A 19,411-nucleotide genomic window follows, 5' to 3' on the forward strand; every position below is an offset into this window, starting at 1 on the left:
TGCTCAGACATTGGTCAGAATATGACCCATGCGGACAGCCTTTGTTGTAAGGTAAAACTTATCCTGGGCATGAACCGGCATCTGAATCGGAACACGTTCTGTAATTTCAAGACCGCACTCCTTACTGTTAAGACCGTAAATCTTTTTAGGATTATTTGTCATAAGCTTAAGCTTGCTTATTCCCAGGTCACGAAGAATCTGGATTCCGCAGTTATAGTCGCGGGCATCTTCCGGAAGTCCAAGGGCAAGGTTTGCATCTACGGTATCCATTCCCTGGTCCTGAAGGGCATAGGCCTTTATTTTGTTTAAGAGACCGATACCTCTTCCTTCCTGTCTCAGGTAAACAAGAACGCCTCTTCCTTCCTGAGCTATGTGCTTCATTGCAGAGTCAAACTGTTCACCACAGTCACACTTTAATGAACCAAAAGCATCTCCTGTAAGACATTCACTGTGAACACGGCAGAGAACTGGATTTCCGTCAGAAACATCTCCCATTACAAGGGCTGCATGTTCTACTCCGGAAATCAAATCTTTGTAACCGTACATTTTAAACTGGCCGTATCTTGTAGGAAGGTTAGCAACAGCAGCTCTTTCTACAATTTTTTCGTGGCTCTTTCTGTAAGTAATAAGGTCTGCAATGCTTACAAGCTTCATTCCCCATTCCTTAGCAAGCTGTCTAAGTTCAGGAAGGCGGGCCATGTGTCCGTCCTGGCTCATAATTTCGCAGCAGAGACCTGCTTCTTCAAGACCTGCAAGGCGGCAGAGGTCAACAGTTGCTTCTGTGTGTCCGTTACGTTCAAAAGTTCCTTTTGGTTTTGCAATAAGAGGGAACATGTGTCCAGGACGTCTGAAATCTTCCGGCTTAGCTTCTGGATTGACAAGAGCCATTGCTGTAGCAGAACGATCGAAGGCACTGATTCCTGTGGATGTAGAAACGTGGTCTACAGAAATTGTAAAGGCAGTTTCGTGGTTGTCTGTATTGTTTGAAGTCATAGGAACAAACTCAAGTTTTTTTGCAAGGGAAAGACTTACAGGCATACAGATAAGTCCCTTTGCATAACTTGCCATAAAGTTTACGTTCTCTGGAGTAGCATAGCGGGCAGCAACAATAAGGTCACCTTCGTTTTCCCTGTTTTCGTCATCGGTAACCATTATGATTTTACCATTGCGAAGATCTTCAAGAGCTTCTTCTATTGTGTTAAAAACTTCTTCCATGTTCTTCTCCTTATTAATGAAAACTTGTAAAGCCGGTCATAAAATCCTGGGGAATTGAATCGTCTGCCGGATTATTTTCAAAATTCATAAAGTGTTCTATATACTTGCCTACCATGTCACATTCAATGTTAACAGGGGCACCTGTATTTTTTTTGCTGAGGATTGTGTTCTCCCAGGTGTGGGGAATCACTGCAACGCTAAAGACATAATCCTGTCCGTCTTTAGTAAGGCTTGCTACAGTAAGGCTGATTCCGTCTATGGCAACGGAACCCTTTTCTATGATGTAGCGGCCAAGCTTGCTGCTAGCACAGAAATAAACGTTTACTGCATTTTCTTCTTTTTCTGTTTTTACTAAACGTCCGCATCCGTCAATATGTCCGCTGACTATGTGTCCACCAAAGCGGCCGTCTGCCTTCATGGCACGTTCAAGATTTACAGGACTTCCGCTTGATAAAATATTTAAGGAAGTACGCCTGAAGGTTTCCGGAGTTACGTCTGCACTAAAAGAAGAAGGGGTAATGTTTGTTACGGTAAGACATACACCATTAACTGCAACGCTTTCTCCTAAAGTAAGTTCTCTGGCAAAAGAGCAGTTAAGCTCAAGAACAAGGGAGGAGCCGTTTTGAGTTATCTGGGATACGCTTCCTAATTCTTCTACAATTCCTGTAAACATTTACACCTCGTATTTTAAAAGGATGTCATTGTCAAAAAATTCAACTGAAGGCTTTTTTAACTCAAGGGCATCCTTTGCAAGTTCAACACCAAGACCTCTTACCGGATTAAAAATACTCTGGCCGTCATTACCAAAGAATTTTGCAGCAAGGTAAACATGTACTTCGTTTACAAGAGGCATGCTTTTCTGAAAGAGGAAAGAAGCATTAAGGTAGCCGCCGCTTTCTATAAGTATGCTGTCTATACCTTCCTGACCTAAGAGAGTCAGAAGTTTTTCAAGATCGATTTTTCCGTCACAGCTTTCTGTCTGAATGAATTTTACCCCAAGACTTTTAAGATGTTCCATGCGGCTGTTTTCTTCTTCTGTAAGGTCCAGGGCACAAACTTCAATAAGGGGAATATCTTTTGCACTTTTAACAAGAGCTGAATCTTCCTTTAACTGAACATGGGAATCAAGAATAATTCTTGTGGGATTAAAATGTTTTTCTCCGTCATTAAGGCGGCAGTTAAGCATAGGGTTGTCACAAAGGGCTGTCTGTATTCCTGTAAGAACAGCTGCTACATTTGCCCTGGTTTTGTGAACGTTAAGCCTTGAAGCTTCTCCGCTTATCCATTTACTGTCTTTTGTATAGGTTGCAGTCTGGCCGTCTAAGGTCATTGCATATTTTAAAATTACATAAGGTTTTTTATGCTGAATATAATGGAAGAAAATTTTATTTATTGAATCACATTCATCTTTAAGAAAATCCTGAACTACTTCTATGCCTGCAGCTTTTAAAAGTTCTACGCCTTTTCCGTTTACAAGTGGATTTGGATCACGGCTGCCTATATAAACCTTTTTTATTCCTGATTCAATAATTGCCTGGGTACAAGGAGGCTGTTTACCCTGGTGACAGCAAGGTTCAAGAGTTATATAAATCTCTGCACCCTTAACATCTATATTATTGTCAGCTGCATTTTTAAGGGCATCCCTTTCTGCGTGAAGATTGCCGTAATTATGATGATATCCTTCTGCAATTATTTTATTGTCACGAACAATTACGGCTCCAACCATAGGATTAGGATGTACAAAGCCTTCTCCCTTTTGAGCCAGTTGAATTGCGCGGCGCATAAAATCTTCAGAATAGTTTGATATCGAACTTTTCATACTTTATTTGTATATCTTATAAGCTATTTAATCAAGTACAAGGATATTGTAAAAAAAAGAAGGATTTATAAAATTTCTTAACTTTTTTCAATAATTTTACACACTATTGAATTAATATTACTAATATTTATAATTTTGTTTCCTATAAGTAACACTTAAATATTGATGACAATGTTATTGTTTTTATTTAGTGATTACATCTGGGTATTTAGGAGTATTTACGATGAAAAAGATTTTTGCAGTCGTATTAGCAATGGTTGCTGCCCTTTCACTTGGAAGCTGCAGCAAAAAAGATTCAGCAAAATCAGTAGAACTTAAAGGAAGAGTTTTTGAATCCTCTGAAGCTTCTGCTACAATTAAATTTGTTGATGAAAAAAATGTAAAGCTTGAATCTGGATGGCAGGAATATGAAGGAACTTATTCTGTAAGTGGAAACAATATTGCTGTTACTGTTCAGGGAGAAAAAGGTAAATTCGTTTATAAGGATAACACAATCATCGACAAAACATCTGACGTAGAATTTGTTTATAAAGAAGTAAAAGCTGACTCTGATGACGAAGAAACAGCTGACGAAGATGAAGACGAAGATGAAGACGAAGACGAAGATGATGACGACGATTATAGCGAAGATGAATTTGATTTAGATGATCTTGAAGATGCATTAGATGGTTTAGATTTCTAATCTGTCATAAATTTCTTTAAGGGAAGGCTTCCTGCAATGCGGGAGGCCTTTTTTCTTTTAAACATAACTTTCTGTGTAATTATCAGGATTATTGATTTTAGCTTGAAATCTGTTATTTAACATGATACCTTTTAAAAAGAGGATGATATGAAAAAGTTTGTTCTGTTGATATTAACAGTAGTTATGTCTCTGACTTTATTTAGCTGCGGCAAAAAAAAGGCTAAGGCAAAGAAAGATACCCGTTCAGCTGCAGAAAAAAAATATGAAGTAAAGCTTTCTCCACCAGAATATGCTGATGATGCCTTTGATCTTGAAGATATAGAAGTAGATGATTTTGGCTTTAAGGCATCTGATTTTGAGTATATAGAATAGTTGTCTGGTAAAATCTTTCGTTGACAGAAGAAAATATTTCTTAAATAATAAACTATCGTGTTCAGAAAATTATTTGCAATTTCAGTTTTAATTCTAACTCCCCTTCTTTTGCTGTCCTGCAATAAAAATAATAAAAAGAGTTCTGTAATTACAGTTGATGATTTTTCTACTGCCTGGCTTAAGGGAAGCTGGGATGCAGAAATCTCAGAGACAAAAGGCATATATCAGGTAAACAGGAATTTTACCGTAACAGTAGATTCAGAAGATAAGGTAGAGATTGTCCGTCAGTCAGGTTCTAAGGAAAGCACTGATATGGATGGTCTTAGGGATGAAGTCTTCTATTATTATGTATCAGATGTGCCTTCTCCTGAAGATATAAAAAAACTTGAATATGATGGATTAAAAATAGAAGGAGATGCACTTTTGTATTTAAATCCATCAAAAACTAAAATTACATCGGAAATAAAAATTACTGAATTAGATGGCCGTACTGAATTTTATTCATTCAGTATGACAAAAAAATAATGTAGTTTTTAGAAATAGAAATACCATCTAGGAGGATGATATGAAAAAGTTAATGGCAGTACTTGCAGGTTTATTCCTGGCTTCAGCAGTAACATTTGCTGACAAAGTAATTGAAGCAGACGATTTGAATTCAAAGTGGATTGTAGGAAACTGGACACTTGAAGTTTCAATGGAAGAAAATGGAGAAGCTCAGACAGAAACTGCAGAAGTAGAAATTAAGGGAAAGAAGGACTCTTCTAAAGTAATCATTAAGTCTGAAGGTGAAGAAGAAGAAACAACACTTGAAGAACTTAAAGACATGATGTTTGTTGAACTTCCAGGCCAGATTCCTTTAACAGACGAAATTATTGCTCAGTCTGCTGACTACGGAATTACAATTGGTGGTGATACTGCATGGCGTTTAACTGATGACAAGAAACAGTTCTATTTTGCACTTTCTATTGCTGCAGAAGATCAGTCAATGGTTGTAAAAATGACATTTACTAAGAAAGACTAATTGATTCTTTCTGTAAAAAAAAAGCCTGATGCTTAAGAAAATAAAACTTAAAACATCAGGCCTGAGTGCCCGGCAGTTAAAGCCGGGTATTTTTTTTATTGTGTAAGTTCAAGATATTTATATGAGAGGGCTGCACATTTTGCATCGTCTCCGTCTACTGTGTAGCTGTAAGGATCATCACTTGTTGCACGATAAACACAATATTCATGTCTTATATAAAGATCATCATCACTTGCAAGCTTAATAGCCTTCCATGTTACATAACCGTCTGAAGAACCTGCATCATTTGTTCTGTAAGAAGAATAATCTTCCATATAGAAAGTAGCAGTCTTGTAGTTGCCAATCAGGGTGTTGATTGTATCAGTATCTTTAATAAAGAGTTTGTTTGTTCTTGCATTATTGTCATCTACTGTAGTGTTCCATGCGGACATAGATGTACCTTCTTCTATTTCCAGAGTGTCGCTGGTATCTGCAAAGAGATAAAGGTTAGAGAGGGTACCTACTGTTGTAATGCTGCTGTAGCTGCTGTTGCCGCCGGTACAAGCCATAAGACTGAAGGCGTCAGGGTTTGTATCATCACATAAGCCAGGCATTACAAGCCAGTAACGGTATTCATTTTAGTCATAGTTTTCCCTCCTTAAGTATTTATGAAAACGTTTTCACGTAATTATAAATCCGGCCTTTAAAAAGTGCAATTTTTTTAGATTTATAAGCTAATTTTAAGCAGACAGGGCCTTTATAGGGGACTTCATTTATGGACAACAGACATTTTCAATGTTATTATTGTATAGATAGATAATTAGTAAAAAAAAATAAGACGGAATGCGAGGTAAATATGGCAAATATACTTGTAGATGTAGTAATTCCTGAAGGTACTATCGAAATTACAGAAGATACTATCGAAAATCACAGAAACGTACGTTCTGTAAAAATACCTGAAAGCGTTCTTGTAATAGGTGACAGGGCTTTTTCTGATTGTATTCACCTTACTAATATCGAAATTCCCCCAACAGTTATGGCTATTGGTAAATATGCCTTTGCAAACTGCGAAAGTCTTGATTCAGTAGAGATTCCTGATGGAATTGCTGTTATTGATGACGGTACTTTCTGTGACTGTGTAAATGTTGAATCCATAATTCTTCCGGAAAGTGTTACAGCTATTAAAGAAAGGGCTTTTGCCAACTGTACTGGTGTAAAAAACCTTGTTCTTCCGGATAATCTTACTTCCTGTGCAGCATCGGCTTTTCCAAATACCAATAAATATCTGTCTGTAAACAAGAATTATCTTTACCAGGATAATATGATGATTAATACAGGCAACAGCATGCTTCTTTTTTATAACGGCGACAGTGATGTAGTAAAAACTACCCGTGAAGTTCGTGGTATTTCTCCAAGAGCATTCTATGGAACAAAGGCAAAGCTGGTTCGTATTTCTGAAGGCGTTACTTCTATTAGTGAAGAAGCTTTTGCCGGTACAAAGGGAATCAGTGTAATTCTTCCTGAGACTGTTGATTACATAGAGTTGAGTGCTTTTGATAAACATGTTAAAGTCTTATGTCAGAAAGGTTCTTATGCAGAGAACTGGTGCCATGAAAGTGGCCTTAGACAACTTGAAGACGAGATTGCATAAAGTACAGCTATGTTTAGATTATTAAAAAAGTTAACCTCTAAAAAAGACAGGGAAGACCCAAACAGTTCCCTGAGTCAGATTAAGACCCATATGGTGACTCTTAATGAAAAAGCTACAGCTCTTCCGGATCTTTATTCAGAAGAAAAGGAAAAGATTGCTTCTATTTGTGAGATTGTAAGGGGAATTAAGCCTGAAACAAATCCAACTGCCCTTAAATTTGAACACAATATTCTTGAGCGTCTTACTACTGCTCATTACTCATGTTCACAGGCTATCATCGGAAGAAAAGGTGACGAGTTTAAAAAAGACGTCGCTTCCCTGGCTCATGCAGTAAAGCAGCGCACTGTTTTTGAAAAGTAAAAAACTCTTTAAAATTTATTATTGACTCCCGTAAAAAGTATAAAAAAAGAGGACCCGACTTCTGTATTAACAGGGCCAGGTCCTTTGTTGTCAGGTTAAAGCTCTTGTTTTAATCAGGCAGCTGTGATTGCAATCTTCTTTACTGAAGGTTCAGGGCGTTTCTTCATAGAGATGCTGAGAACACCGTTTTTGAAGGTTGCATTAACCTGTTCAGGATCAATGTCGTTTGGAAGCTGGAAGGTTCTTCTAAAGTCAGAGTTGCGGCGTTCTTTAATGAGCCACTTTTTCTGTTCTTCTTCAGATTCTGCTTCTTTATCATCAGTTTTTTCATCAGCCTTTCTTACAGAAGAAATTGTAAGGATTCCTTCTTTAAGGGAAAGGTCAATGTCGGATTCAGTTTTTCCAGGAAGATCCATCTCCAGAACGTATGAATCCTTTGTTTCCATTACATCAACCTGTGGCATTGTGTTGCATCCAGTTAATGCAAAGCCGTCGTTACCAAAAAGTGTGTCAAAAAGTGAAAGTGTATTCATATCGTTACCTCCTGCAGTACGATTTAATTTTTGTTTTCATATATAGTTATAGCAATTTCTGTGCCAAGTTAAAGTTTTGATTGGAAAAATCCTGAAAATTTGTGGATTTTTTGAAAATTTCTTATTTTTAAGCTGAATTCCGGGGCAAAGAGGCAAAAAAATGGGTTAAACATAGAAGAAAAGTGCTTTTTGGGATGGAGCAGGGGTGCCGGCAGGAGTTTTTTTGGGACAAAAAAAGGCTGAAATTTTTTTTTACAGAGCTTTTTTTAAGGGTAAGGAGAGGGCTTTTGGGCTTTGAACGGCCAGTTTTATGGTGAATTGGGGCAGGATGGGTAATTTTGACCCAGTGGCATGTGTCATTTTGATGCATTTTGATTCAGGCTGACGCTTTTTACTAAAGATTATTTTTAAGTAAGTGACTTTCCTTATAAAATTTCAATAAATTTCTGTAGACAAAGCTTTTACTTGTAAGTATATTGAAGTTCTTATGACAAAAAGACGTAAAATGTCATTTTGTACAGGCTGAAGATGAAAGTGTCAAAGTCATTCAGGCATTTTCTTTTTACCCTTCATGGGTTTAACAAGGAGAGTTTTATGAAAAAGTTGGTACTTACTGTAATTGCAGCTCTTAGTACAGCAGCTGTTTTTGCCAGTGGCGTAGAAAACAAGACAAACATGAGCACTGGTTACCTTCGTAATCCAAGCCGTAACACAGAAGCAAAACGTCCAGAAGCTTCTTATTACAATGTTGCCGGAACAGTATTTATGGAAGACGGTCTTTATTTAGAAGCAGGAAACCAGTTTGTATTTAAGGAATATGGTAACGAACTGCAGACAGGTAATGCTTATGCTTCTTATGGTATAAACGATTACTATTCAAATGACGAAACAACTGTATGGGTATACCCTGATGCTGATTTTGTTTACAAGCGCGGTAAGTTTGCAGTATTTGGAAACTTTGGTGTTTATGCTGGCGGTGGTTCCCTTTCTTATAGTGAAGGTACTTCTGCTACAACCCTTCTTTTTGCTTCTGCAGCTTTAGATTATCAGACTCAGGCAACACAGGCTTATACAGCAGCAGCAGCTTATACAGCAGCAGGTGATTCTACTACAGCAGCAGCTTATACAGCAGCAGGTGATCAGGCATCAGGAGCAGCAACAGCTCTTGTTGGAGCAGCTACAAATCATTCCCTGGATGTAACTTCAATTACTTACGGTGGACAGCTGGGCGTTGCTTACATGTTCCTTGATAACCTTTCTTTTGCAGCAGGTCTCCGCTATGTACACGGAACCCAGAGCATGGAAATTCAGTCTGCATATTTTACTTCTTTAGGAAATGGAAGCGATTCAATTTCTTATGAAGCAAACGGCTATACAGTAAGTGGTGTATTTGGCATTCACTACCGCCCTATTGAAGAAGTAGACCTGGCAGTTCAGTTCCAGTCAAAGTCTTCTGTTAAATATGAAGTTACAGAAGTAAAGGGTGCACTTGCTTCCAGCTTTGGTATTTATGACGGAAAAACTTTCCATACAGATCTTCCAGCTGCCCTTAACCTTGGTGCAGGATGGCAGGTAATTGAACCTGTTTACGTAAGTGCAAGCTTTAACTATTACTTTAACAAGTTTGCTAATCAGGATTCAATTCTTGGAGAAACAGACTATGATGATTCATGGGAAGTTGCTCTTGGTGCTGACTGGGATATCTGCAAATGGGTTTCTTACAGCCTTGGTATTCAGTACGGAAAGCAGGGAACTAAGGATGATTCAAACTCTACATTCAACCCTGTTCTTGACAGCTTCTGTGTAGGAACTGGTTTTGAAGTTTACCCTGTAGAAAACCTTACAGTTACAGCTTCATGTCTTTGGGCAAAATACTTTGACACTGATTATTATATTGAAGGAAACAAGACAGAACTTAGTAAGTCAGTTACTAACCTTTCACTTGGTGTAACTTACGTGTTCCCTAACTTATAATTTTATTCAATAAACCCTGGCAGCCTTCCATTACATCAGTGAAGGTTTGATCAAAGTTGCCGGTATACCAGGGATCGGCAATCTGACCCGGACGGTTTGTGTAATCCAGCAGGAGAGACACTTTCTGATCCGGGTCATTTTTTATTATCCCCATAATGTTGCGGTAGTTCCATTCATCCATTCCGATTATCAGGTCAAAGTTATCGTAATCTGCTTTTGTCATTTGAGAGGCGCGGTGCTTTAAAACGGGAATATTCATCTGGCGGAGTTTGTTTACGGTGCCATGGTGAGGCGGATTGCCGATTTCTTCTGTACTTGTGGCTTTTGAATCTATATAAAACTTTTCAGAAAGGCCGGCTTTGTTTACAAGATCTGTCATTACAAACTGTGCCATTGTTGAGCGGCAGATGTTGCCGTGGCAGATAAAAAGTATGCGTGTCATGGTGGTATTGTAAAATAAAAGAAGGCTTTTTTACAGACCTTTGCCTGGGACTTTAGCAGCTGATGATGACAGGATTGGGGACATGGGGTATTATTAGGGCATGGAATTAACTAAAGTCAGTGATGGCTCCATAAGATTAACAGGTCCTCAGAAGGCAGCAATTCTTTTGTGCGAAATAGGTTCTTCGCCGGAAGGACATGGTGTAGCCCGTTCCCTTTATAAAAGGCTTAAGCTTAAACCGGAACAGGTAAAAAGACTGACTGAAGAAATAAGGGCTCTTGGATATTACGATCCTTTTGATGAAAAAATGGTCCGCAGGGAAAATTCCGTACTGGAGTTTTTCAGGTCCTGGGGAAAAAACAAGGGCTTTGCCGTAAAAGAGCTTACTGATTTTGAAGCTGCAGCAAAGGCAAAAGTAGATCCGGATTACCTTAAGAAGCTTAGGGAAAATCCGGATGTTGTTACAAATGTTCTAAAAAACTGGCTTAAAGATTAGGCTTAGTTATTTTTGCAAAAATCATTCAGCCTGGTTATTAATCTTTTCTGCCTTTTCTATATTTTCTACAGCCTGGGCAGCACCTGAACCACCACCTTCTCCAGGGCGGGCAGTTGAATCCTGAATCTCAAGCTTTTCTTCATTTTCCTGAGGGGGATTTTCTTTTTTAGAAGAACAGCAGCTGCTTAAAAGTAAAAAAAGACTGCTGATAAAAATAAGCTTTTTCATTCAATTTGCTCCTTAAAAATTATTCCTTAAAACTTAAATCTGAAGTTCACCATCTTTTAAAACAGTAAATTCACTTTTATCTTTATAGCTGATTACGATTGTAGGATTACGAACAACGCCGTCAAAGTGGATGAGGGCATTTCCGTCTCCGTCGTAGTTTTCTCCCACAGCAAAGTGGCAGGTGCGGAAAGCTTTTTCGTCTTCAAGCATATTGCCGGTAATTGTGGCATTTGGATTAAGACCGATTCCCAACTCTCCGATACTGCGGGCATTTCTTGCGTAAAATTCTCCCTGTCCCTTAGGAAGGGTTCCCTTGTTTTCCATTTCTACAGCGGCCTTTTCTGCTGCAGTAATATCTTTAAGAAGACGCTTTGCTTCTTCTCCACCGCTGATGTCTGTTATATAGCCGTTTTCGATTTTTACATCGATTGGTGTTTCAAGAATAGAATCCCCGTCACTAAAGGTCATGCTTCCGTCGTAAACAATGCGGCCGTGGGTTTTACCTACAACAGGACTGATAAAAACTTCTCCTGCAGGAATGTTGCCACCTGAGCCGGGCTTAGAAAAGTCACCGTCGTCTACAAGACCTTCCCTGCCTTCTACGTTAATAATTACGTCTGTTCCACCAGAGGCTGTTACATGTACGCTTACTGCATCCTTGTATTTTTCGCAGATTTTTTTACAGCGTTCACCAAGAAGTTTGTAGTCAATCTGTACCGTACGGTTAAACATGTCCTGAGTAAGACCAGGTGTCCATACAGCACGCATGGTTTTTTTACCGTCAAGAAGGTAGTCAAAGGCAGAGTCATAGCTTTTGCCGTCTTCTGTCTTGTAAGGATTTGCCTGAGCTTCTTTGTCCTTACCAAGTTTTACTGCACTGATAGAAAAACATACGTCAGGTTCTGATTTAATTGCTGCAACAACTGCATCTTCTGCCGCATCCATAGATGTTTTTTTAGGCTGAAAGATAAGGGTGGGATTTGCACCATTATCACTGGCGGCTGTGTATAAATCCTGGGCAATAAGATTTGTTTCCGGATTTGCAATGATTAAAACTTTTTCACCTTTTTTTACTTTGCACACATCCTGAATGACTGTCTGCGCTGGTGTTTTGTCTTTAGAAGAAAAGATGCTCATAGTGTGTCCTTATAAAAAAACTGCATGCCTTAACTTGAGAAAAGACAATGCAGTTTTTTGATTTAGAAATTACTCTACAGCGTTATCAAATTCATCCTGAATGAGGATAATTACATCTTCATTGGAATTTGACTGACTTGTAAATGTAAGGGTTACTGTATCAGAATTTGCCACACCTGCATAGTGAATCTGGAAACCGTGTGGTCTCAGGTTTGAAAGTGTATATCTTTTATTGTTGTAAGATATAGCATCCGGATATGACTGATCATCATAGATGGCAGGACCAAGAAAATCACTGTCTGAGTAGACAAAGTCAGTGGAATAAATATCCAGGGCATTCATTACACTGATAAAGTTGTCGTCGGTAATTTCTCCACCGGCATCCTGGTAAAGAGTTGGCAGGTCATTTGCCGTTGCAAAATTATTTCTGAAGGCACAGGCTTGAATGAATCTTCTGCGCAGCTGGTTTGCAGAAAGGTTTTCTCCTGTAAGTTCATAGATAGCCTTTCTTATGGATTCCATTCCGGTATAGTCGTTCTGACTGATTGAGCTTATAAGTTCAGGGCCTCCAAATTCACGGGCAAGCCAGGCTCCAAAAGTATATGCAGTTGAATAAGAGAATACTGCCAGGTCTGACATATCATCATCTTCACCCAGGTATTCATCAATTCCGGAAACATAATAATAGGCATTAAAGGTAGGGAGACGGGCACCCCATGGAGCATCATCGTCACTTACACCAAGATTTGTAGCAAACATATCTTCTGCAAGCATGGAAAGCATTTCGTTATACCAGGTTTCTACAGAACCGTAGCCCTTCTGGTAATAATTAATCATGTGCTGGAATTCGTGGAAGAGGGTAGTAAGGGCAGTATCGCTGGCAATAGAGTTACCATCTGAATCCTGAACACCTGCATATCTTACTGATTTACTGTCTGATGAACTTGAAGAACTTACATAGTTACAGAAAGAAGAATCAAGATAGAAGTATTTTCCTTCGTTAGAATACATGGCCATTGAGCTGCTGTTGTCACAAGGAACCCAGTAGTCTTTTGAATAGAAGTAACCAACTATACCACTGGTATTGTCATCAGAATAATCATTACCGATATCATAAATTACAATGTTTACAAGAGAACCTGTATCACTGTCTCCGTTTTCCATGGAAGTTGAAGAAATATATCCTGAGCCTGATGAAGTTTCGTGGATAAGATATTCACCTTCTTCTCCAAAGACTGTGCGTTCATGATTGTAAAGGCTGGCAAATTTTGAAGCTATGTATTCAGCCAGATCTGTGTTTACATATTTACCGTTGGCCTTGTTTTCCGTTGTATAACCGGAAATTACCCATACAAGACAAACAGAATTTTTTGCATAAAGGGTAGCTGTCTTGGACTTAAACTGAGAAATAGAAGAGTTAACGTCAACGTAAAGGGATTTAGTATCTCCTACATTAAAATCACTGGCACTTACAGTTGAATACCTTGGCTCTTCTATAGAAGCAGAACGGTCGCTGGAAGTAAGAACCTCTCCCATGTCAGCTTTTGGAATAAAGTGCTTGATTGGACTCGATTCAACTTCTACAGTTTCTTCAGATTCATCCTGAACATCAGCACTTCTTGTAGTGATGCTGCTGCTTGTGGTAAGACCGGTGGAAGAAGACAGGTATCTGAGGTAACTTTTGCTTATGGTTGATGATGAACTTTCGTTGTAGTTTACATAAAGAATAGTTTTGCCGCTGACGTTGTTCAGTGTAATAGTATTTGCAGAACCCAGGGTTTTTACGTAGTCAGTATCTTCGTCACTTGCATAGTATTCACTTGTTTCTTCAGTTGAATCGATAAAAAAACATCCGCTAAAGGCAAAAAGTGAAGCTGCCAGAAGGATTCCCTTTGAATAAAGCTTAAATATTTTCATGTGTAACTCCGTCTAAAAATATTCTCCATTAAATTATATAGCAAAAATATTGATAGAACATAAGATTTTTACAGATTCAATTTAATTGAGAAAAAAATGCTTATATAAGGTAGAACACGGCTCTTTGCCCCATGTTACGGCTTTCTTTATTTACTAAAGTATTTTTCTCCTCTAAAATATGGGTATGGCTAAAACAGTTGACGATAAGAAAATCATTTACACGATGGATCGCGTTTCCCGCGCGTATGGTACAAAAGTTGTTTTAAAGGACATCAGTATTTCCTATTATTATGGAGCAAAGATTGGTGTAATCGGTGAAAACGGTGCAGGTAAATCTTCTCTCTTTAAAATTTTTGCAGGAAAAGATACTGAATATACCGGCGAGACTCATCTTGAAAAGGGTTATTCAATGGGATATCTGGAACAGGAGCCTTATCTTGAACCAGGCAAAACCGTTATGGAAATCGTTAAGGAAGGTGTTAAACCTATAACAGACCTTCTTGAAGAATTTGATAAAGTGAATGAAGCATTTGGTGACCCTGATGCTGATTTTGATAAGCTTTGTGCCCGTCAGGCTGAACTTCAGGAAAAACTTGATGCAGCTGATGCATGGAATCTTGATGCAAATCTTGAACTTGCTATGGATGCCCTTCGCTGTCCACCTGCTGATCAGGTAGTAGACGTGCTCTCCGGAGGTGAACGCCGCCGTGTTGCCCTCTGCCGCCTTCTTCTTCAGCAGCCTGATATTCTTCTCCTTGATGAACCTACAAACCACCTTGATGCAGAAACTGTAGCATGGCTTGAACGTCACCTTCAGAATTACCCTGGAACAATTATTGCAATTACTCACGACCGCTACTTCCTTGATAACGTTGCAGGATGGATTCTTGAAATGGACCGTGGTGAAGGCTATCCGTTTAAGGGTAACTATTCTGAATGGCTGGAAGCTAAAGAAAAGAGAATGGCCCTTGAAGAAAAACAGGCTTCAACCCGCCGCCGTGAAATGCAGGAAGAATTGGAATGGATTCACGCAGGAGCAAAGGGACGCCAGGCTAAACATAAGGAACACATCACTAAGTATGAACAGCTCCTTGCCGAAGAATCAAAACGCATTCAGCTTAAGGACACACAGATTTCTATCCCTGCAGGTCCTCGTCTTGGAAATGTTGTTATTGATGCAGAAAAAATTACCAAGAGTTTTGACGACCGCGTTCTTTTTGAAAACCTGGACTTTCATATTCCGGCAGGTGCAGTTGTTGGTATTGTCGGCCCTAACGGTGCAGGTAAAACAACTCTCTTTAAGATGATTGCAACAGCTGCAGGTCAGCAGGTTGAACTTCCTGATGGAAAACTTGGTGAAGAAAAACCTGATTCTGGAAACATTAAAATCGGTGAAACAGTTAAGCTTGTTTACGTTGACCAGATGAGATCTAAGCTTGATATGAACAAGACCATTTACGAAACTTTAAGCGGCGGTTCTGACTTAATTAAACTTGGTGCCGTTGACGAAAAGGGACGCCCTCTTAACGGTGGTGTTCGTGAAATAAATGCACATGCTTACTGTTCATGGTTTAACTTCTCTAATGCAGAACAGAATAAAAAGATAAACGTACTCTCTGGTGGTGAACGCAACCGCCTTAACATGGGCCTTATGTTTAAGGAAGCCGGCAACGTCCTACTCCTTGACGAACCTACAAACGACCTTGATATTGCAACAACCCGTTCACTGGAAGAAGCAATCAATTCTTTTGCAGGTGTAGTTCTTGTTGTAAGCCACGACCGCTACTTCCTTGACCGTATCTGCACCCACATACTTGCCTTTGAAAACAACTCAGAAGTTAAGTGGTTTGAAGGCAACTGGTCTGAATATGCTGAATGGCGCAAGAAGGAACTTGGCATTGACGACGATCACCCACACAAGACCGTCTACCGCAAACTTACAAGATAAGCCCCTTTGCTGTAAGGACGGCTCTTCTTAAAATACTAACCCCTGCTTCCCGGGATGTCTGGCTGCTGTAGCTGTCTGGATGGCTCCGGGGGCGGGGGTGTTTTTTTGTTTTGGGGCTGGTGGTGCTGGGGTTACCTGGGGCGGTGTTGCTGGTGGAGGGTGGCTGGTTATCCGGGGTTGTGTGAGGGGCTGGGTAATGGGGGCGACTTATTAAGTGGTGGCGGTTGGTTACGGGGGAGGGCTGGGTATCTGGTTGAGTTTTTTGGGGAAATGGAAATAGGGGAAATTTTCTCTTAATTTCCCCTAATTTCTTTTAGGCGGGAATCGAAGGTTTTACTTCTGGTGTAGGCTGTGAGTCTTTTGTTTAGAGGGATAGATTCCATTAAACCGGCGGAAACAAGACCTTCTAAATCTGAACGAATCGTTTTTACCGAAACATTAAACCTTGTTTGCAAATCCCTGCTTGTAAACATGGAAGATGGTTTTTCTGCACAGATTTTTATTATCTGCATCTGGCGTTCATTAAAGCCTGGAATCATGTATTGGAGAATTGCTGCATCTTCTTTAGATTTTCTATCCAGATAAATCTTTAATTCTTCAAAAGCTTTATTTAAAACAAGAAGATTGTAGTTAATAAAATAACCTAAATCAAAATCATCATGTTCTGTATAAAGGAATGCCTTTTCGTACTGACTTTTTGCCTTGTAAATAATTCTTGAAATAGAAAGATATTCAGTAAGCCAGTAACCTTTTTTAAGCATATACCAGTAAAAAAGAGAGCGGGCTGTACGACCATTACCATCTACAAAGGGGTGAAGATAGGAAATCATAAAATGAAGAATTATTGCCTTAATAATGGGATGAATAAAATTTTTTGATTCAGTATTAATGAATTTGCAAAGTTCTTTTATTGTTTTTTTAATTGCTGTGTAAGAAGGAGGTTCGTGAGCAACTTCTCCAGTAATTCCGTTTACAACAAAAATATTGTCGTCACTTCTAAAGCGGCCCTCATCCTTTGGATCATCTAAAGTTTTTTCTGTAATCTGCCTGTGAATTTCCAGTAAGAGTTCCAGGGAAAATTCATCATCCTTATGTTCAGAAAGATATCGGATTGTATTGTAATTGTTTAATATCATCTGCTGGCTTTTATCTTTTGCTTTAGCCTGCTTTCTGAGCATTTCCTTAGCAATCTTTCTGGTAGTAGAAGCACCTTCCATTTGACTTGAAGCAATAGCTTCTTCCATGATTGAACTTAAAAGATAGTACTGCCTGTTTTTGTCAGAGAGAATATCAGAAGAAGCCAGAGTACCACCAAAATTCATATCAAAACTATGGAGATATTCCTGCATCTTATTTGTTTCTTTATAGAAAAAAGTACAGGCAGAAAAACTGAACTGCTTATTACCAATGAGCCGGCTTTGCTTTACTGCATTCCAAAAATCTTCTGCCTTTACTCCTTTTGGAACATGATACTTTACCTTATCCCAGTAATAATACTCATTATTTATTTTTTCTATTTGAGAAACATATTCCGGATTAGTGAGAATATCAAAAACCGCATGTGTTCCTTTTGTTTTAGGAGCTTCTTCTATCATATCAAAATCATAACACCGGAAAAATAAATAGGCAAGAAAATAGGGGAAATTTTCCCTTAATTTCCCTTGTTTTCTTTGCGGGGGGGGCAAACAAGGGGATTTTGTAAACTGTCGCCAATCCAATAAGACAAAGTGTAGTAATATTCTTAAAAGCTTGTTAAGGCTGCCTCAGGAGTAATTCCTTGTTTGTTATTTTTTATACTCCATCCAGCTGATAATTTCTTGCTCAAGTTTGCAGTTATTTTCCAGCATATATTTCATTGTATTCAGATATAATCCTTGAGAAATAAGTCCAGTGGCTTTTGTAATATCGTTTTTTTCCAGTGATTTGGTATAAGTTGAATAATTTTGTAGTTCAGTAACTGTCATTTTATATTCTGAAAAAGGAATTCCTGTTTTTCGTTTTAGATTTTCTAATATTAAAAATCCGTCTGGATCTATATCGCCAAAATGATAGTATTTTTTGTTTTTATTATTTTCATATATTAGTTTTAAAAAATTCTGTTTTGTTGAGTTATGGTAGCCGCTTAAATAAATACAGAATAAATCGTCTTTATTTACTCTATTAAATGTAGTCAGATTTTCAATAGTAATGATTTGTGTATTAATGATTTCCAGTTTTGTAATGTTTTTTAACGAAACAGAAGACAGGGCAATAGGATTTTCTTGTGAAATAGTAATAAGACTTCCATCAGAAAAGTGAATATTTGCTTTTCCTTTAAAATACACATAAGTCGGATTATCAAAAATATTATACTGTTCAAGAATTATTTTGTTTGCTTCTTTTTCATCTGCATTTTGAATTAGGTCGAAAGTATTTATTTTTTCTTTTAGAAGTTTGCAAATCTTTGATTTATATTTTTTTTCCCAAAGCTTGGAATCATGAAGAACTGAAATAGAAAGTTCACGTTCGAGAATCTCTTCTTTGTTGTTTAGAATAAACAGAAGTAAGTTAAATATTTTTTCTGCTTCTGTTCTTTCATATTTTGCTTCTTTTCCAAGATTAAGACGCTCAATTTGTTCTTTTGCTAATTCTGTTATTATTTGATTTGTATTAATATACTTTGAGTAATATTCAATTTCCTCTTTTAATCGTGTGTTTTTATCTTTTACCTCAAGAATATTTCTATATTTTTCCCAATTTTCAGGATTATCGTATGCAGTAATTCTAGAAATTCTATCATATTTCCAGTTAAGGTGAATAAGGTTTTCATTCTCAAGATATTTACATTGTTTTTCAAAATCATCGATGGTGTTAATATCCGCTGAATCTTTTTCATAATCTTTGAACACATCAGTAGGTTTTATTGAAAAGTTTTGATTTACAGAGTTTTGACCTTTGTATGTTTTACTGGATTCATATTTAGTGAGAAGTTTTTGTAATATTTGCTTTTGAATTTTTGAATAATTCATCTTGTTGTTACACTCCTGGAATACCAGCTTCCTTCTACAGGTTTGGTGTATTTTCCTTGTGTATAAAGTGAAACTGTATTATCAATATGCTGTCCAATACTGTTTATTTTTTCTGGAGGAGCAGCATAGAAAACCTGAAAATTATTATCTTCCAAAAATTTTACCATTTGCTCAATTCTTTCTTTAGACAAGGCTGAAAAGGCTTCATCTATAAAAGCAATTCTGGCACAACAAACATCTTTAGGATAAAACTGCAGGAGACTGGCTGCAAGGACAATAAAATATGGAGTTTGTTTTTCACCACCGCTGGCTGATCCCTGCTTTTTTGATAAATCCATTTCGGATTCTTCATCTTCGATGTGACTTCTGATTGTCATGTCATAGGTAAAATAATTTCTATAATCTGAATAGTCTTCTTCGTCATCTGTATCAAGAATTTTATTGAGAAAGCTTTGCACATCATCTGCTAATTTCTCATTACTAACAGCACGTTCGGTAAATAAATCCGGGCTCTCTGAATATAGCTCAAGATTTTGACAGATGGTGAAAAATATCTGTCTGTCAGGTTTTTCTTCCATTTTGAATTGATAAATATCTCGGCCAAACGGAATGCGTTTTAGTTCTGAATT

The 19,411-nt window shown here is 38.1% G+C and carries 21 protein-coding genes; 9 read left to right on the top strand and 12 right to left on the bottom strand.

All coding sequences use genetic code 11. The annotated features are described in order from the left end of the window. Nucleotides 1-3 precede the first annotated feature (3 nt). Genes K6D58_RS07360 through ribD form a run of 3 tightly spaced genes read right to left on the bottom strand, consistent with a single transcriptional unit; the run spans nt 4 to nt 3,034 of the window. Complete coding sequence (locus tag K6D58_RS07360) at nt 4-1,215, bottom strand: bifunctional 3,4-dihydroxy-2-butanone-4-phosphate synthase/GTP cyclohydrolase II (RefSeq protein ID WP_296829135.1); 1,212 nt, start codon at nt 1,213-1,215, stop codon at nt 4-6. 13 nt (nt 1,216-1,228) lie between these two features. Then, entirely contained in the window at nt 1,229-1,888 is a 660-nt protein-coding gene (locus K6D58_RS07365) for a riboflavin synthase (protein WP_296829137.1), read from the bottom strand. Then, complete coding sequence (ribD, locus tag K6D58_RS07370; RefSeq protein WP_296829139.1) at nt 1,889-3,034, bottom strand: bifunctional diaminohydroxyphosphoribosylaminopyrimidine deaminase/5-amino-6-(5-phosphoribosylamino)uracil reductase RibD; 1,146 nt, start codon at nt 3,032-3,034, stop codon at nt 1,889-1,891. A gap of 223 nt (nt 3,035-3,257) precedes the next feature. On the opposite strand from ribD, the gene K6D58_RS07375 reads away from it, so the two are divergent. The 4 genes from K6D58_RS07375 (at nt 3,258) to K6D58_RS07390 (ending at nt 5,109) form a co-directional block, all read left to right on the top strand. Beyond that, the gene (locus K6D58_RS07375) at nt 3,258-3,716 is read left to right on the top strand and encodes a hypothetical protein (RefSeq protein WP_296829141.1); all 459 of its coding nucleotides are present in this window, start codon (nt 3,258-3,260) and stop codon (nt 3,714-3,716) included. A gap of 147 nt (nt 3,717-3,863) precedes the next feature. Further along, nucleotides 3,864-4,088 (top strand): hypothetical protein, encoded by a 225-nt coding sequence (locus K6D58_RS07380; protein WP_296829143.1) that lies wholly within the window; start codon nt 3,864-3,866, stop codon nt 4,086-4,088. Between the two features lie 57 nt (nt 4,089-4,145). Continuing rightward, nucleotides 4,146-4,613 (top strand): hypothetical protein, encoded by a 468-nt coding sequence (locus K6D58_RS07385; protein WP_296829145.1) that lies wholly within the window; start codon nt 4,146-4,148, stop codon nt 4,611-4,613. A gap of 40 nt (nt 4,614-4,653) precedes the next feature. Then, nucleotides 4,654-5,109, top strand: coding sequence for a hypothetical protein (locus K6D58_RS07390; protein WP_296829147.1), 456 nt, complete (start codon nt 4,654-4,656; stop codon nt 5,107-5,109). Nucleotides 5,110-5,204: 95 nt separating this feature from the next. Here K6D58_RS07390 and K6D58_RS07395 read toward each other — a convergent pair whose 3' ends face one another. After that, a complete protein-coding gene (locus K6D58_RS07395; protein ID WP_296829150.1) occupies nt 5,205-5,702 on the bottom strand; it encodes a hypothetical protein in 498 nt (165 codons plus the stop codon). 242 nt (nt 5,703-5,944) lie between these two features. Here K6D58_RS07395 and K6D58_RS07400 point away from each other — a divergent pair, with 242 nt between their 5' ends. Beyond that, on the top strand, nt 5,945-6,739 hold the full coding sequence (locus tag K6D58_RS07400; protein WP_296829153.1) for a leucine-rich repeat domain-containing protein: 795 nt from the start codon (nt 5,945-5,947) through the stop codon (nt 6,737-6,739). Between the two features lie 9 nt (nt 6,740-6,748). Then, nucleotides 6,749-7,099, top strand: a complete 351-nt coding sequence (locus K6D58_RS07405; protein WP_296829156.1) for a hypothetical protein — start codon at nt 6,749-6,751, stop codon at nt 7,097-7,099. A 113-nt stretch (nt 7,100-7,212) separates the two neighbouring features. Here K6D58_RS07405 and K6D58_RS07410 read toward each other — a convergent pair whose 3' ends face one another. Further along, nucleotides 7,213-7,632, bottom strand: coding sequence for an Hsp20/alpha crystallin family protein (locus K6D58_RS07410; protein WP_296829159.1), 420 nt, complete (start codon nt 7,630-7,632; stop codon nt 7,213-7,215). A 594-nt stretch (nt 7,633-8,226) separates the two neighbouring features. Between K6D58_RS07410 and K6D58_RS07415 the strand changes: the two genes are divergently transcribed. Then, on the top strand, nt 8,227-9,606 hold the full coding sequence (locus K6D58_RS07415; RefSeq protein WP_296829162.1) for an OmpP1/FadL family transporter: 1,380 nt from the start codon (nt 8,227-8,229) through the stop codon (nt 9,604-9,606). Here the strand turns inward: K6D58_RS07415 and K6D58_RS07420 are convergent. Then, nucleotides 9,596-10,048: a low molecular weight protein-tyrosine-phosphatase gene (locus K6D58_RS07420; RefSeq protein ID WP_296829165.1), complete on the bottom strand. Its 453-nt coding sequence runs from the start codon at nt 10,046-10,048 to the stop codon at nt 9,596-9,598. The two genes, K6D58_RS07415 and K6D58_RS07420, sit on opposite strands and share 11 nt — an antisense overlap. 100 nt (nt 10,049-10,148) lie before the next feature. On the opposite strand from K6D58_RS07420, the gene K6D58_RS07425 reads away from it, so the two are divergent. Beyond that, nucleotides 10,149-10,544 (top strand): hypothetical protein, encoded by a 396-nt coding sequence (locus tag K6D58_RS07425; protein ID WP_296829168.1) that lies wholly within the window; start codon nt 10,149-10,151, stop codon nt 10,542-10,544. A 21-nt stretch (nt 10,545-10,565) separates the two neighbouring features. Here K6D58_RS07425 and K6D58_RS07430 read toward each other — a convergent pair whose 3' ends face one another. The 3 genes from K6D58_RS07430 to K6D58_RS07440 form a co-directional block, all read right to left on the bottom strand. Continuing rightward, complete coding sequence (locus tag K6D58_RS07430; RefSeq protein ID WP_296829171.1) at nt 10,566-10,772, bottom strand: hypothetical protein; 207 nt, start codon at nt 10,770-10,772, stop codon at nt 10,566-10,568. Between the two features lie 33 nt (nt 10,773-10,805). Next, entirely contained in the window at nt 10,806-11,909 is a 1,104-nt protein-coding gene (locus K6D58_RS07435; RefSeq protein ID WP_296829174.1) for an aminopeptidase, read from the bottom strand. 69 nt (nt 11,910-11,978) lie between these two features. Next, the gene (locus K6D58_RS07440) at nt 11,979-13,826 is read right to left on the bottom strand and encodes a M30 family metallopeptidase (protein ID WP_296829177.1); all 1,848 of its coding nucleotides are present in this window, start codon (nt 13,824-13,826) and stop codon (nt 11,979-11,981) included. A gap of 184 nt (nt 13,827-14,010) precedes the next feature. Here K6D58_RS07440 and ettA point away from each other — a divergent pair, with 184 nt between their 5' ends. Beyond that, entirely contained in the window at nt 14,011-15,774 is a 1,764-nt protein-coding gene (ettA, locus tag K6D58_RS07445) for an energy-dependent translational throttle protein EttA (protein ID WP_296829179.1), read from the top strand. Nucleotides 15,775-16,067: 293 nt separating this feature from the next. Here ettA and K6D58_RS07450 read toward each other — a convergent pair whose 3' ends face one another. The 3 genes from K6D58_RS07450 to K6D58_RS07460 form a co-directional block, all read right to left on the bottom strand. Next, nucleotides 16,068-17,369: a Fic family protein gene (locus K6D58_RS07450; RefSeq protein ID WP_296829183.1), complete on the bottom strand. Its 1,302-nt coding sequence runs from the start codon at nt 17,367-17,369 to the stop codon at nt 16,068-16,070. A gap of 189 nt (nt 17,370-17,558) precedes the next feature. Next, a complete protein-coding gene (locus tag K6D58_RS07455) occupies nt 17,559-18,782 on the bottom strand; it encodes a Wadjet anti-phage system protein JetD domain-containing protein (RefSeq protein WP_296829186.1) in 1,224 nt (407 codons plus the stop codon). Next, on the bottom strand, nt 18,779-19,411 hold a 633-nt coding region (locus K6D58_RS07460), incomplete at its 5' end, for an SbcC/MukB-like Walker B domain-containing protein (protein WP_296829189.1). The genes K6D58_RS07455 and K6D58_RS07460, both read right to left, overlap by 4 nt.

The sequence above is a fragment of the Treponema sp. genome (assembly GCF_024696245.1).
In the GTDB taxonomy this organism is placed as follows: Bacteria; Spirochaetota; Spirochaetia; order Treponematales; family Treponemataceae; genus Treponema_D.